Annotated in this window: 12 protein-coding genes; 6 read left to right on the forward strand and 6 right to left on the reverse strand. The window is 72.4% G+C overall.

Annotation, left to right across the window (positions count from 1 at the left end):
- The 3 genes from ACFQ87_RS16775 to ACFQ87_RS16785 all read right to left on the reverse strand — a co-directional run.
- Positions 1–278, reverse strand: a 278-nt coding sequence (locus ACFQ87_RS16775; protein ID WP_380611512.1) for a hypothetical protein, incomplete at its 3' end; no start/stop codon positions are given.
- 287 nt (positions 279–565) lie between these two features.
- Positions 566–1,696: a sensor histidine kinase gene (locus ACFQ87_RS16780; protein WP_380611513.1), complete on the reverse strand. Its 1,131-nt coding sequence runs from the start codon at positions 1,694–1,696 to the stop codon at positions 566–568.
- Between the two features lie 83 nt (positions 1,697–1,779).
- Complete coding sequence (locus ACFQ87_RS16785; protein WP_181970677.1) at positions 1,780–2,517, reverse strand: response regulator transcription factor; 738 nt, start codon at positions 2,515–2,517, stop codon at positions 1,780–1,782.
- A gap of 562 nt (positions 2,518–3,079) precedes the next feature.
- Here ACFQ87_RS16785 and ACFQ87_RS16790 point away from each other — a divergent pair.
- The 4 genes from ACFQ87_RS16790 to ACFQ87_RS16805 all read left to right on the forward strand — a co-directional run bounded on the left by ACFQ87_RS16790 (position 3,080) and on the right by ACFQ87_RS16805 (position 8,355).
- Positions 3,080–3,871 (forward strand): rhomboid-like protein, encoded by a 792-nt coding sequence (locus ACFQ87_RS16790; RefSeq protein WP_380611514.1) that lies wholly within the window; start codon positions 3,080–3,082, stop codon positions 3,869–3,871.
- Between the two features lie 169 nt (positions 3,872–4,040).
- Positions 4,041–6,506, forward strand: coding sequence for an endopeptidase La (gene lon / locus ACFQ87_RS16795; protein ID WP_380611515.1), 2,466 nt, complete (start codon positions 4,041–4,043; stop codon positions 6,504–6,506).
- An 85-nt stretch (positions 6,507–6,591) separates the two neighbouring features.
- Entirely contained in the window at positions 6,592–7,122 is a 531-nt protein-coding gene (locus ACFQ87_RS16800; RefSeq protein WP_380611516.1) for a GtrA family protein, read from the forward strand.
- A gap of 18 nt (positions 7,123–7,140) precedes the next feature.
- Positions 7,141–8,355: an ROK family protein gene (locus ACFQ87_RS16805; protein ID WP_380611517.1), complete on the forward strand. Its 1,215-nt coding sequence runs from the start codon at positions 7,141–7,143 to the stop codon at positions 8,353–8,355.
- A gap of 117 nt (positions 8,356–8,472) precedes the next feature.
- Here ACFQ87_RS16805 and ACFQ87_RS16810 read toward each other — a convergent pair whose 3' ends face one another.
- Positions 8,473–9,519 (reverse strand): ABC transporter permease, encoded by a 1,047-nt coding sequence (locus ACFQ87_RS16810; protein ID WP_380611518.1) that lies wholly within the window; start codon positions 9,517–9,519, stop codon positions 8,473–8,475.
- Between the two features lie 112 nt (positions 9,520–9,631).
- Here ACFQ87_RS16810 and ACFQ87_RS16815 point away from each other — a divergent pair, with 112 nt between their 5' ends.
- Together ACFQ87_RS16815 and ACFQ87_RS16820 are read left to right on the forward strand one after the other, a co-directional pair.
- Positions 9,632–10,081: a MarR family winged helix-turn-helix transcriptional regulator gene (locus ACFQ87_RS16815; protein WP_380611519.1), complete on the forward strand. Its 450-nt coding sequence runs from the start codon at positions 9,632–9,634 to the stop codon at positions 10,079–10,081.
- Between the two features lie 128 nt (positions 10,082–10,209).
- On the forward strand, positions 10,210–11,757 hold the full coding sequence (locus tag ACFQ87_RS16820; RefSeq protein WP_380611520.1) for an MDR family MFS transporter: 1,548 nt from the start codon (positions 10,210–10,212) through the stop codon (positions 11,755–11,757).
- A 76-nt stretch (positions 11,758–11,833) separates the two neighbouring features.
- Here the strand turns inward: ACFQ87_RS16820 and ACFQ87_RS16825 are convergent, their stop codons facing one another.
- Both ACFQ87_RS16825 and ACFQ87_RS16830 read right to left on the reverse strand, forming a co-directional pair.
- The gene (locus tag ACFQ87_RS16825) at positions 11,834–12,079 is read right to left on the reverse strand and encodes a hypothetical protein (RefSeq protein WP_380611521.1); all 246 of its coding nucleotides are present in this window, start codon (positions 12,077–12,079) and stop codon (positions 11,834–11,836) included.
- Between the two features lie 26 nt (positions 12,080–12,105).
- The gene (locus ACFQ87_RS16830) at positions 12,106–13,278 is read right to left on the reverse strand and encodes an anion permease (RefSeq protein ID WP_380611522.1); all 1,173 of its coding nucleotides are present in this window, start codon (positions 13,276–13,278) and stop codon (positions 12,106–12,108) included.
- Between the last annotated feature and the right edge of the window lie 256 nt (positions 13,279–13,534).

A 13,534-nucleotide genomic window follows, 5' to 3' on the forward strand; every position in this document is an offset into this window, starting at 1 on the left:
GCCGGGGCCGGAGCGGCCGGGGCGGCGGGCGCGGCCGGAGCAGCAGCGGCGGGCGCGGGGGCAGCGGCAGGGGTCGGCGTGGGGCCGGCCTGGGTCGCGGCCTGGGTCACTGGGGTCACCTCGGTACCGGGCTTGTAGTCGGCGAAAAAGTCCCACCAGGCTCGGTCGACCGAGTTCGGGTCCTGGAGGTACTGCTGGTAGATCTCATCGACGAGCCACTCATTGGGACCAAAGCCAGTGGAGCTTGCCGAGCTGGGGGTTTCAGGTTGTGGCGACACGGCGGCAACCGCCCTCTTCCGCTTCCTTTTGGGATGTTTGGACAGCGGGGATTAAGGCTACGCCCCTGACCAGTGATCGCGCAGTCCCCGGGCCCCAGGCGTCGCCCAGATCACAGTCCTGACCTGCAGATTGGCTGAAAAAGTACGTTAGAAAGCCGTATCTGAGGGGAACCGACCAGGCTCGATCGGCCCCCATATGTGGGCGAAATCGGACAAAACCTCAGCCGAATCGTCCGACGACCTTCGTATGCGTCTGTGTCGGATCTGTGACAAATGTCCCGGCCCGCTCAGTGCTGCCCGGGCAGCCGGACCTCGATCCGGCAGCCGCTCGGGGACTCGGCCACGGCGATCCGCCCGCCGTGCAGGTCCACCGCCCAGCGGGCGATGGCCAGGCCCAGCCCGGTGCCGCCGTCCGCGCCCGCTCCGGAGGCGGTGGCGGTGCCGCTGCGGCTGAACCGCTCGAAGACCCGGGTGCGGTCGGCCGGCGGGATGCCGGGACCCTCGTCCTGGACCTCCAGCAGCAAGCCGCCCTCCTCGCCCTCGGGTCGGGCGCGCACGGTCACCGTGCCGCCGGGCGGGGAGTGCTTGCAGGCGTTGTCGACCAGGTTGGCGACCACCTGGTGGAGCCGTTCCGGGTCCGCCACGGCGGTCAGGCCGGCCGGGTTGACCTCCAGGGCCAGGCGGACGTCGCCGCGTCTGGAGAAGGCGCCGCCGGCCGTCGCGCCGTCCACGGTGACCCCGCGCAGCACGCCGTCCAGGAACTCGCGCACCTCGAAGGGGCGGGCGTCCAGGTCGACCACGCCGTCGTCGATCTTGGAGAGGTCCAGCAGGTGGGTGACCAGGCGGCCGAGCCGCTCGGTCTGCTCCAGCGCGGCCTCCAGGGTCGCCGGATTGGGCTGGACGACGCCGTCCACCACGTTCTCCAGCACGGCGCGCAGCGCGGCGATGGGCGTGCGCAGCTCGTGCGAGACGTTGGCGACCAGCTCACGGCGGTGCTGGTCGGCGGCCTGCAGGTCGGCGGCCATGGCGTTGAAGGCGGCCGCCAGCTCGCCGATCTCGTCGCGCGAGTTCACCTCGACCCGGCGGCTGTAGTCGCCGGAGGCCATCGCGCGGGCGGCGTCCGTCATCTCGCGCAGGGGGGCGGTCAGCCCGTGTGCGAGGAACTGCATGAACAGCAGCGAGGCGATCATGGAGAAGACCATGATGATCCGGATCTGGGTCTCGGACCGGATCGCCACGACCACCATCCCGGTGGCCAGGAACACGGAGACGATCACCAGCAGGGCGAGCTTGCCCTTGATCGAGCGGACGGGGTCGAGCGGGCGGATGTCGGCCCAGACCCGGCGGGCGGCGCGGACGGCCAGCGTCTGCGGGCGCACGCCGTCGGCGTCCCCGTTGCGTTGCTGTGGAAAGGTCATTGGTCCCTTGTGATCCCCGCGCGGTGGCACGGCGGTCTCGGGACGCGGGCCCCCCGGTGGCCCGTCGCCCGAAGCTCCCGCCGTCAGGAGAGCGGGGCCTCCAGTGCGTAACCGACGCCGTGGACGGTACGGATCCAGCTGGCGCCGATCTTGCGCCGCAGTGCCTTGACGTGGCTGTCGACGGTGCGGGTGCCGGACGCGTCGGTCCAGTCCCACACCTCGGCCAGCAGCTGCTCGCGGGTGAGCACCGCGCGCGGCTGGGCGGCCAGGCAGGCGAGCAGGTCGAACTCGGTCGGCGTCAGGTGGACGTCGCCCGAGGCCAGCCGGACCCGGCGCTGCACGTGGTCGATCTCCAGCTCGCCGAAGCGCAGGCTGCCGAGCGCGGGCGTGCGGGCGGCCTGCTGGGCGCGCTCGACGCGGCGCAGCAGCACGTTGACCCGGGCGGCCAGTTCGCGCATCGAGAACGGCTTGGTCATGTAGTCGTCGGCACCGACGCCGAGGCCGACCAGCAGGTCCGTCTCGTCGTCGCGCGCGGTCAGCATCAGCACCGGCACCGGGCGCTGCGCCTGGATCCGGCGGCACACCTCCAGGCCGTCGAAGCCGGGCAGCATGATGTCCAGGACCACCAGGTCCGGCTGCCAGGTGTGGAAGCCGTCCACCGCGCCCGGACCGTCGTGGGCCACGGCGACCTTGAAGCCCTCCGCACCCAGTCGGGCCGCGATCGACTCCGCGATCGTGGGCTCGTCCTCCACCACCAGCACTCTGCGCTGGCTGCTCACCGTGCCACCGGCGTTGTGGTTGTCCTGCTGAATTTCTGTCACGGTCACGCCACCGCCCCCAGGGCTGCGGGCCGGCCACCTGTGGGGATGGCGGGGCTCCGCTCGTAGTCTTGTTCCGTCGTGGACTGTGCCGGGTCCGCCGTCCCGTCGCGCGCCCAGGAGAGTGGAGGACGGGTGGTTCCCCGTCCACGTCTCCCGCGCACATCGCAGCGTACGGACAGTGGATGCTTTCCGGCAGGTGGACCGGACGTTTCCGGCCCGTGGGCCGGCTGTCCGGCCGCCCGCGGGCCCACTGCACGAGTGGGCACGGGCCGATACCTTACCCGGCGAATTTTCACTGCGTAACGGTACGTATGCAGTCGAGTTGACGCCAAGTCGCCGGTCAGAGGCCCTACTGACGCGTCAATTGGAAGAAGGTCTGGACCAATGCCGGTAATCCGGCCGGTCCCCGGGGCGACGGTCTTCACGGGCTTTTCTCAGGTGCCTCTCAGAACCTCGACGTACCGTGGCCACGACAACGCTCCGCCGGATGGGATCAGGGCCCCGCGCCGGTACGTTGGGCTGCGGCGAGGACCGACGGCTGCGGGCGTGGAGCGGAGGCGGCATGGCTGGACTGCGGCGCGACGCCGGCGGGAGCGCGGCCGCGCGGGTGCCGTACGGAATGCTCCGCCACGGGCTGCGCACCGGCGTATTCGAGTGGCTGCTGGAACGGGTTCCGACACCTCGGCGCAACCCCTTCACGCTCGGGTACCTCGCGGTGGTGGGCGCCACCACGACCTTCGCCACGCTCGCCGATCCGGAACTCGTCCAGCGGTTGCAGCAGGCCTCCAGTTCGGACGGCCACAACCTGCTCCAGCATCCTTTGCGCGCTCTTGTGCTGAGTGGGTTCTGGGTCGCCGGGGACGTGTGGATGCCGTACCTGTGGGGCTTCGCCTTCACCCTCGCGCCGCTGGAGCGCAGGGTCGGACCGGCCCGGGCGGCGGCGGTGTTCGCGATCGGGCACGTGTCCGCGACGCTGCTCTCCCAAGGGGTGGTGATCGCCGCGGTGGAGACCGGGCGGATGGCACCCGCGGCGATGGACTACCTGGACATCGGGGTCAGCTACGGCGTGCTCGCCTGCCTGGGGGCGGTGGCCGGGTTGTTGCCCCGGCGCGGGCGGCTGCTGGCGCTGGGCGGCGCCGGGCTGATGATCGCCCAGCAGATCGCCACCGAGAAGGACGTGGTCACGGCCGTGGGGCACCCGGCCGCGGTGCTCGCCGGAGTGGCGCTGTGGCGCTGGCTGCGCGGGGCCGAGCGGCGCCCGCCCCGGCCGCGCCGGCGCTCGGCGACGGTCCCGGCGGCCGGGTCGGCCCCCGCCGCGGTGCGCGCCGGTGCGCGGCCGTCCGCCGCGCGCTGACCGACCGACCCCTTCGTTGGGCTCTCCTTTCCCCATGCTTTTGACGGTGCCGTCCGCCGGTCCGTCCTGCGGCCTCTCTGTTCGCTCGTGGCGAACAAGGTGCCGGGAACATCCGGGCGCCGCGAAGCCTTAGTCAGGTCGGCTCAAGTTCACTGACTGGGGAGAGATCATGGCATCGACGTCCACTCCGCTCACCCTGCCCGTACTGCCGCTCGACGACGAGGTCGTCCTCCCGGGCATGGTCGTCCCGCTGGACCTGAAGGACACCGAGGTGCGCGCCGCCGTCGAGGCCGCCCGCGCCGCGGCCACCGGCTCCGGCAAGCCGCAGGTCCTGCTGGTCCCGCGGGTGGACGGCTCGTACGCGGCGGCCGGCACGCTGGCCACCGTGGAGCAGGTCGGCCGGCTGGCCGACGGCCCCGGCACTATCGGGCAGCCCGCCGCGCTGGTGCGCGCCGTGCGCCGGGTCCGGATCGGGGTCGGCACCACCGGCCCCGGCGCCGCCCTCTGGGTGGAGACCACGCCGTTCCGGGAGTCCTCGGTCGGCACGCCGGTGGCCGGGCGGGCCGCCGAGCTCGTCAAGGAGTACAAGGCGCTGTCCACCCAGTGGCTGCGCAAGCGCGGTGCCTGGCAGATCGTCGACCGGGTGGCCCAGATCGAGGGCGTCGGCGAACTCGCCGACAACATCGGCTACGCGCCCTTCATCACCGCCGAGCAGAAGCTCAAGGTGCTGCTGGAGGCCGACCAGGTCGCCCGCCTGGAGTACGCGCTGACCCTGCTGCGCGACCACCTCGCCGAGGAGGAGGTCAACGACACCATCCGCAAGGACGTCGAGGAGGGCGTGGCCAAGCAGCAGAAGGAGTTCCTGCTCCGCCGCCAGCTGGAGGCCGTCCGCAAGGAGCTGGCCGAGCTGAACGGCGACCCGGCCGACGAGGAGGGCGACTACCGCGCCCGGGTCGAAACCGCCGACCTGCCCGAGAAGGTGCGCGAGGCGGCGCTCAAGGAGGTCGACAAGCTGGAGCGCGCGTCCGACCAGTCCCCCGAGGGCTCGTGGATCCGCACCTGGCTGGACACCGTCCTGGAGCTGCCCTGGAACGAGCGAACCGAGGACGCGTACGACATCTCCGGCGCCCGCGCAGTGCTGGACGCCGACCACGCCGGGCTGACCGACGTCAAGGACCGGATCGTCGAGTACCTGGCCGTCCGCAAGCGCCGCTCCGACCAGGGGCTCGGGCTGGTCGGCGGCCCACAGGAGGGGCAGCGCGAAGCGCTTCCCAAGAAGGGTGGCGGTGGGCGACGGGCGGGCGGCGCGGTGCTCGCCCTGGTCGGGCCCCCCGGGGTCGGAAAGACGTCCCTCGGGGAATCGGTGGCCCGCGCCATGGGCCGCAAGTTCGTCCGGGTCGCGCTCGGCGGCGTCCGGGACGAGGCCGAGATCCGCGGTCACCGGCGCACCTACGTCGGCGCGCTGCCCGGCCGGCTGGTGCGGGCGATCAAGGAGGCCGGCTCGATGAACCCGGTCGTCCTGCTCGACGAGATCGACAAGGTCGGCTCCGACTACCGGGGCGACCCGGCCGCCGCCCTGCTGGAGGTGCTGGACCCGGCGCAGAACCACACCTTCCGGGACCACTACCTGGAGGTCGAGCTCGACCTCTCCGACGTCGTCTTCCTCGCCACCGCCAACGTGCTGGAGGCCATCCCCGAGCCGCTGCTCGACCGGATGGAGCTGGTCCGGCTCGACGGCTACACCGAGGACGAGAAGGTCGTCATCGCCCGCGACCACCTGCTCCCGCGCCAGCTGGAAAAGGCCGGCCTCGGCGACGGGCAGGTCAGCGTGGACGAGGAGGCGCTGCGCAGGCTCGCCGGGGAGTACACCCGGGAGGCGGGCGTGCGCACCCTGGAGCGCTCGATCGCCAGGGTGCTGCGCAAGATCGCCGCACAGGCCGAGCTGGGCGAGCGCGAGCTGCCCGCCACGGTCGGCGCGGAGGACCTGCGCGCCCTGATCGGCCGACCGCACCACGTGCCGGAGTCCGCCCAGGAGCCCGCCGAGCGGCGCACCGCCGTCCCCGGCGTGGCCACCGGCCTCGCGGTCACCGGCGCCGGCGGCGACGTCCTCTACATCGAGGCCTCGCTGGCCGACGCCGAGACCGGCGGCACCGGGCTGACGCTGACCGGGCAGCTGGGCGACGTGATGAAGGAGTCCGCGCACATCGCGCTCTCCTTCTTGCGCTCGCGCGGGGCCGAGCTGGAACTGCCGGTCACCTCCCTGCGCGACCGCGGCGTCCACCTGCACGTCCCGGCCGGGGCCGTCCCCAAGGACGGGCCGAGCGCCGGCATCACCATGACCACGGCGCTGGCCTCGCTGCTCTCCGGCCGCAGGGTGCGCACCGACGTGGCGATGACGGGCGAGGTGTCGCTGACCGGGCGGGTGCTGCCGATCGGCGGGGTGAAGCAGAAGCTGCTCGCCGCCGACCGGGCCGGGGTCACCACGGTGATCATCCCCAAGCGCAACGAGGCCGACCTGGACGACGTCCCGGCCGAGGTGCTGGAGCGGCTCACCGTCCACCCGGTGTCGGACGTGCGGGAGGTGCTGAAGCTGGCCCTGGAGCCGGCCGAGGTGCTGGTCGCCGCCGTGGCGTAGCGCTCGCCAGGGCCGACGGCCAGGGCCTGTCCGGCGGATCCAGCCGGGCCCGCCGGACAGGCCCGGCGCGTGCCACACTGCGGAGATGCCGTCCCCCATGCAGCGCGTCCTGGCCCGGGTGCCGGCCCGGCTGCGCCCGCTCCTGGTACGGCACCGCCGGCTGGTGAAGTTCCTGCTGGTCGGCGGCGGCTGCTTCGTGCTCACCGTGGTGATCGACTTCGGGCTCAAGCTCACCGTCCTGGAGCACAAGCCGGTGGCCGCGCTGACGGTGGCGACGGTGATCGCCACCGTCGTCTCCTACGTGTTCAACCGGCGCTGGGCCTTCCGCACCGCCGGACGCGGGCGGGAGGCCCTGCTGTTCTTCCTGGTCAGCGCGGTGGCGATCGGCGTCAACGACGCCCCGCTGGCGCTCTCCCGGTACGCCCTGGACCTGCGCGAGCCGTACGTCGACCCGCTCACCCAGGAGTTCGCCGACTTCCTCAGCGGGATGGTCGTCGGGACCTTCGTCGCGATGCTGTTCCGCTTCTGGGCGGTGCGGCGGTGGGTCTTCACCGGCCCCGCCGAGCGGGCGCGGCCGGGTTACGCTGCACCCGAGATGCCACGGGATGTCTCGTAAGACCGTGAGGTGAGAGTTATGCGCGGCGAGCCGGACGGCGTCCGGACCGGGCCCGCCAGTCAGCAGGGGATGCGCCGGGCCAACCTGGCCCTGGTGCTCGGGGTGATCGCGTGCGGCCCGCGCTCGCGCGCCGAGGTGGCCGCCGAGACCGGGCTGACCAGGGCCGCGGTCTCCTCGCTCGCCGAACAGCTGATCTCCGCCGGCCTGGTCGTGGAGGAGGGCCCCGCCGCGCCCAGCGGCAAGGTCGGCCGCCCCGGCACCGCGCTCGGGCTCAACCCGCTCGGGCCCGGCGGCCTCGGCGCCGAGATCGGCGTCCGACACCTGGGCGTCTGCGTGGTCGACCTGCGAGGGGAGGTCCGCGCCTGGCGGCGACAGGAGGTCGTCAACCGCGGCCGGCAGCCCGCCGCCGTGATGGCCGACCTCGCCCGGCTGGTGCGCTCCGCCGTCGCCGAGTCGGGCCTGCGCCCGGCCGGACTGACCCTGGCCGTGCCCGGACTGGTCGGCGCCAGCGGGGTGCTCCAACGGGCCGCCAACCTCGGCTGGCAGGACGTCCCGCTGGCCCCCGAACTGCGCCCGGCGCTGCGCACCGCCGGGGACCGCCTGGCCGAGCTGCCGGTCCAGGCGGACAACGAGGCCAACCTCGGCGGACTGGCCGAACGGTGGCTGGACGAGGGCCCGGAGGACTTCCTCTACGTCTCCGCCGAGGCCGGGGTCGGCGCGGCGATCGTGGTCGGCGGCCGGCTGCTGCGCGGCGCGCGCGGCTACGCGGGCGAGTTCGGCCACGTCCCCGTCCACCCGGAGGGGATGCGCTGCGCCTGCGGGGCGCACGGCTGCCTGGAGCAGTACGCGGGCGAGGCGGCGGTGCTGCGGGCGGCCGGGCTGACCGCTGCGCGCGGCGACTGGGTGACCCTGCTGGCCGAACGCGCCGGGGCCGGGGACGGGCCGGCCCTGGCGGCGCTGGCCGGGGCCGGCTCGGCGCTCGGCATCGCGGCGGCCGGGGCGGTCAACCTGCTGGATCCGGCCGAGGTGGTGCTGGGCGGCGGCTACGCCCGGCTGGCGCCCTGGCTGCTGCCGGCGATGCGCCGCGAGCTGGCCGCCCGGGTGACGGTGCGGCCCTGGGCGGAGGACCGGCTGACGGTCTCCAAGCTCGGCCGGCGCGGGCCGCTGCTGGGCGCGGCGGTCGGCGTGGTGCGTGCCATCGTCGCCGACCCGGGGCGGCTCACGGGCGGCTGAGGCCCGCGTTCCCGGAACACGGAAGAGCCCCCGGCCGACAGCGGCCGGGGGCTCGGGCCCCTCCGGCGAAGATCCGCCGGACGGGCCCGGAATCAGTGGTGCTCCGAGGCCGGGGGCTCAGGCCTGCGCGGACTCGGCGACGATCTCGCGGCCGCCGGAGCGCGGGCCGCGCAGCACGGCCAGGTAGGCGACGCCGACGCCGACCAGCGCCCAGATCACCAGGACCAGGATCGGCGTCCCCAGGTTGGTGGAGCCGAAGTAGGCGATGGACTTGGTGGCGCTGGTGCCGGCGCCGTTGGGGATCAGCGAGCCGATCGCACGCCAGAACGGCGGCATCATCGGGGCCGGGTAGACACCGCCGGCGCTCGGGTTGCCCAGCACCACGAAGACCAGCACCGCGAGGCCGATGCCGAGGACGTCGAACAGGCACTGCAGCGCCATGGTGAACGCGCCGACCGTGAACACCACCAGGGCGCCGATGCCGGTCAGGGCCGGGATCGAGCCGGGCAGCGCGTCCAGGACCGGTCCGGCGATGATCGTGCCGCCGAGGCCGGCGCCGACCGAGTACAGCGCCAGGACGCCGAGGCGGATCAGCAGGCGGTGGACGTTGGCCGGCTTGGAGCCGGCGCTGATGCCGAGGATCGAGGCGACCAGGTAGCCGCCGACGCACCAGCCGATGACCAGGTAGAAGGCGGAGAGGCCGTTGGTGTCGCCCTTGGCCAGCGGCACGACGTCCTCGACCTTGACCGTACGGCCCTGGGCCTTGTCCAGCGCGGTGGTGACGGTCTCGGCGGCCTTGGCGGCGGAGGTGCCGCGGGCGCCGCCGACCAGCAGGGTGTCCTCGGTGCCGGTCAGGTTCACGACCAGCGCGGCGTAGATCTTCTGGTCCTTGATCTGCTGGGTCGCCGTCTCGGCGTCCGGCGCGGTGACGGGCTTGACGGCCTCGGCCGGCACCGACTCCAGGGCCGCCACCAGCTTCGGCGTGACCTGCGGCGGGGCGACCACCGCGATCGACAGCTTGTGCGGGGTCGGGTGGTGCAGCGCCCCGACGTACGAGGTGATGAAGCCGAGTTGCAGCAGCAGCACGCCGATCACGAGCAGTGCCGCACGCGGTGTGACCGCGCCCTTCAGTTCCGCGACGAAACCCTGCCCCGGGGCGGCCATCCACATCTCCTTGCGTATCGGAAGAAATCGGATACTTAATACCATGAACTAGTTGGCTCGTCTCAACTCCCGCACCCCTTTCCGGCCACTGCGGCTGGGCGATACTGGCGCCGTGACGGACGAGGAAGCCCTGGTGGCGGTGGAGCGCGAGGTCGGGCTGATGTTCCGGCGGGGCCGCGCCAGAGTGGCGGAACTCTCACGCCGGGTGCACCCCGAGCTGGAGGGCCTGGGGTACAGCATGCTCGCCTACATCGAGCAGGCCGGGCGGGTGCGGGTGACGGACATCGGCGTGCACTTCGCGGTCGGCAAGGCCACGGTGAGCCGGCAGATCCGCGCGCTGGAGGAGCTCGGCCTGGTCGCCCGGGAGGTGGACCCGCGGGACCGCCGGGCCGCGCTGGTCTCGCTGACCGAGGACGGGCGCAAGCGCTACCTGGCCGCGTACGACGTGCGGATGCGGCGGGTGCGCGAGGTGATGGGCGGCTGGTCGCGGGAGGACGTGGCCCGTTTCGCCGAGCTGCTGCACCGCTTCAACGACGTGCTGGGGGAGCCGCCCGCGGAGTGATCGGGCCCCGCCCGGGGCTTTGCTTAGGCTTGGAGAAAGTTGCCTTAGTCAACCATCTGGCTTATGGTTGCTTAAGGCAACGAATTTTCCTGCCCGCGCATCCCCACCGCTCCCAGCGAAGGACACAGATGACCGTCACAGCCGAGGCGGCAGCCGGAGCCGCCGTCGACGACCGACCGATGACCCACCGGCAGGTGATGGAGGCGCTGTCCGGCCTGCTGCTCGGCCTGTTCGTGGCCGTGCTCTCGTCGACCGTCGTCTCCAACGCCCTGCCGCACATCCTCACCGACCTGCACGGCGGCCAGTCCGCCTACACCTGGGTGATCACCGCGGCCCTGCTCACCCTGACCGCCTCCACCCCGATCTGGGGCAAGCTCTCCGACCTCGCCAGCAAGAAGCTGCTGCTGCAGATCGCCCTGCTGATCTACATCGCCACCTCCGCGCTGGCCGGCCTCTCGCAGAACACCGGTGAGCTGATCGCCTGCCGCGCCCTGCAGGGCATCGGCGCCGGCGGCGTGGTCGCGCTCGGCCAGATCTGCCTGGCCGCGATGGTCCCGCCGCGCGAGCGCGGCCGCTACAGCGGCTACTTCGGCGCGGTCTTCGCCCTCGCCACCATCGGCGGCCCGCTGATCGGCGGCGTCATCGTGGACACCTCCTGGCTGGGCTGGCGTTGGTGCTTCTACGTCGGCATCCCGTTCGCGCTGGCCGCGATCCTGGTGGTGCAGCGCACCCTGAAGCTGCCGGTGGTCAAGCGCCCGGCGAAGATCGACTACCTGGGTGCGCTGGTCATCACCGGCGCCGTCAGCCTGCTGATGATCTGGATCACGCTGGCCGGCAAGAACTACGCCTGGCTGTCCTGGCAGACCGTGGCCATGGTCGGCGGCGGCCTGCTGCTGGGTGCTCTGGCGATCGTGGTCGAGCGCCGCGCCGCCGAGCCGATCATCCCGCCGGACCTCTTCAGGTACCGCACCGTCACCCTGGCCGCGATCGCCAGCGTGCTGGTCGGCGTCGGGATGTACGGCGCGACCACCTTCCTCAGCCAGTACTTCCAGCTGGCCCGGGCCAAGTCCCCGACCATGGCCGGCCTGATGACCCTGCCGATGATCATCGGCCTGGCGGTCTCCTCCGCCGTGGCCGGCCGGCTGATCACCAAGTACGGCAAGTGGAAGGCCTACCTGGTCTCCGGCACCGCGCTGCTCGCGATCGGCTTCGGCCTGCTCGGCACCGCCCGGGTCGACACCGACTACGGGCTGCTCTCGGTCTACATGGCGATCACCGGCGTCGGCCTCGGCCTGACCAGCCAGAACCTGGTGCTCGCGGTGCAGAACACGGTGCCCCGGCACGAGCTCGGCGCGGCCAGCTCCGTCGTCACCTTCTTCCGCACCATGGGCGGCGCGATGGGCGTCTCCGCGCTCGGCGCGCTGCTGAGCACCAAGGTCGGCGACTACCTGGCGGCCGACCTGGCCGCGGCGCACATCCCGGCCGGGCACGGGGCAGCCGGCGGCGGCATCCCGGACCTGGCCAAGCTGCCGGCCCCGATCGTCCCGCTGGTGACGGACGCCTTCGGCCACGGCATCGGCACCGTCTTCCTGTGGGCCGCCCCGTTCGCGGCGCTGTCCTTCGTCACCGTGCTGTTCATCCGGGAGACCGCGCTGAAGACCACTCAGGAGAACTGACCGGCGAGCCGGGGACGCGCGAGAACGGGCCGGGGAGTGTTCGACACTCCCCGGCCCGTTCGGCGTTCCGGAACGACTACGGCGCGGCGATCAGCACCAGGCCGTAGACCACGGCCGCCGCGCAGACGGCGAAGCAGGCGTACGCGCCGGCCAGCAGGGCGGGCTGGGCGCCGCCGGAGGCCTGGCCGCCCTCGCGGGCGCCCAGTGCGGCCTCACGGCGGGACAGCGCCAGGATGCCGAGGGCGAAGACGGCGACCACGGCGACGGTGACGCCGAAGCTGATGCCGGCGGTCTGGGCCAGGGCGGTCCACTTGATGTGCATGGTGGGTGCTCCTCAGCTCGCGGCGCTCAGGCCGCGACCGTGGTCGAGGCGGGGGTGGGGGCGGCGTTCGCGGCGACCTCGACCGGGGTGACCTCGGCGACGTCGTTGACGTTGTCCGCACCGACCGGCTGGCGACGGGAGATCATCCACATCGCGCCCGATCCGGCCACCAGCACGGCGCCGACCAGGGCGACGCCCCAGGTGCCCTGCCGGGCCAGCACGGCCGCGCCGCCGGAGACCAGGGCCGCGGCCGGCAGGGTCAGGCCCCAGGTGTAGACCATGCGGCGGACCAGGCTCCAGCGCAGCTCCGGCTTCGGGCCGCCGAGGCCGGCGCCCATGATGCCGCCGGTGCAGACCTGGGTGGTGGAGAGGCCGAAGCCCATGTGCGAGGAGGTCAGGATGACGGTCGAGACGGCCGACTCCGAGGCGAAGCCCTGCAGCGGCTTGATGTCGGTGAGGCCCTTGCCCATCGAGCGGATGATCCGCCAGCCGCCCATGTAGGTGCCGAGCGCGATGGCGGCGCCGGCCGAGACGATCACCCAGGTGGGGGGCAGCGCGCCGTGCGGCAGGGCGCCGACCGAGACCAGGGTCAGGGTGATGATGCCCATCGTCTTCTGGGCGTCGTTGGTGCCGTGCGCGAGCGAGATCAGCGAGGAGGAGAAGACCTGGCCGGTCTTGAAGCCCTTGTCGGTGGCCGCGGCGTTGCCCTTGCGGGTGATCGCGTACGCCAGCTTGGTGGCGCCCCAGGAGGCGAGACCGGCGACGAAGGGGGAGGCGACCGCCGGGATGATGATCTTGGTGATCACGGTGTCGAAGTTGACGCCGTTCATGCCGACGCCGACGATCGTGGCGCCGATCAGGCCGCCGTACAGGGCGTGCGAGGAGCTGGACGGCAGGCCGCGCAGCCAGGTCAGCAGGTTCCAGAGGATCGCGCCGGCCAGGGCGGCGAAGATGATCTCGGGATGAACGCCGGCCTTCTCGTTGACGATGCCGCCGGAGATGGTGGTGGCGACCTTCACGGACAGGAACGCGCCCGCGAAGTTGAGCAGGGCCGCGATGGTGACCGCGACCTTCGGACGAAGGGCCCCGGTCGCGATCGCGGTGGCGGCCGCGTTGGCGGTGTCGTGGAACCCGTTGGTGAAGTCGAAGGCGAGCGCTGTGATGATCACAACGGCTACCAGGAACGAGATGTGTTCCATACCCAAACAATCGTCGTAGTTGTCGCACGGACGTTGGTGACGTCGCGACCGTAGGTCGGCTTGGTAAACGGAAGGTGAACTGAGCCGGGAATCGTGGTTCCGTTGGTGGCCTGACGGTGGCTAGAAGCTTTCGGAGGGGTGGCCTGGACCGCGCTGAGCTGGACGTTAGCGAAGAACGCCCCGGTTCGCCCCCGTTTGCTGAGAGCTGTCTCACAGATCAATCGAGAATTAACCTCCAGGTCCGCATGCGCCCTGT

Origin of the sequence: Kitasatospora sp. NPDC056531, from assembly GCF_042794375.1 — a bacterium.
GTDB lineage: Bacteria > Actinomycetota > Actinomycetes > Streptomycetales > Streptomycetaceae > Kitasatospora.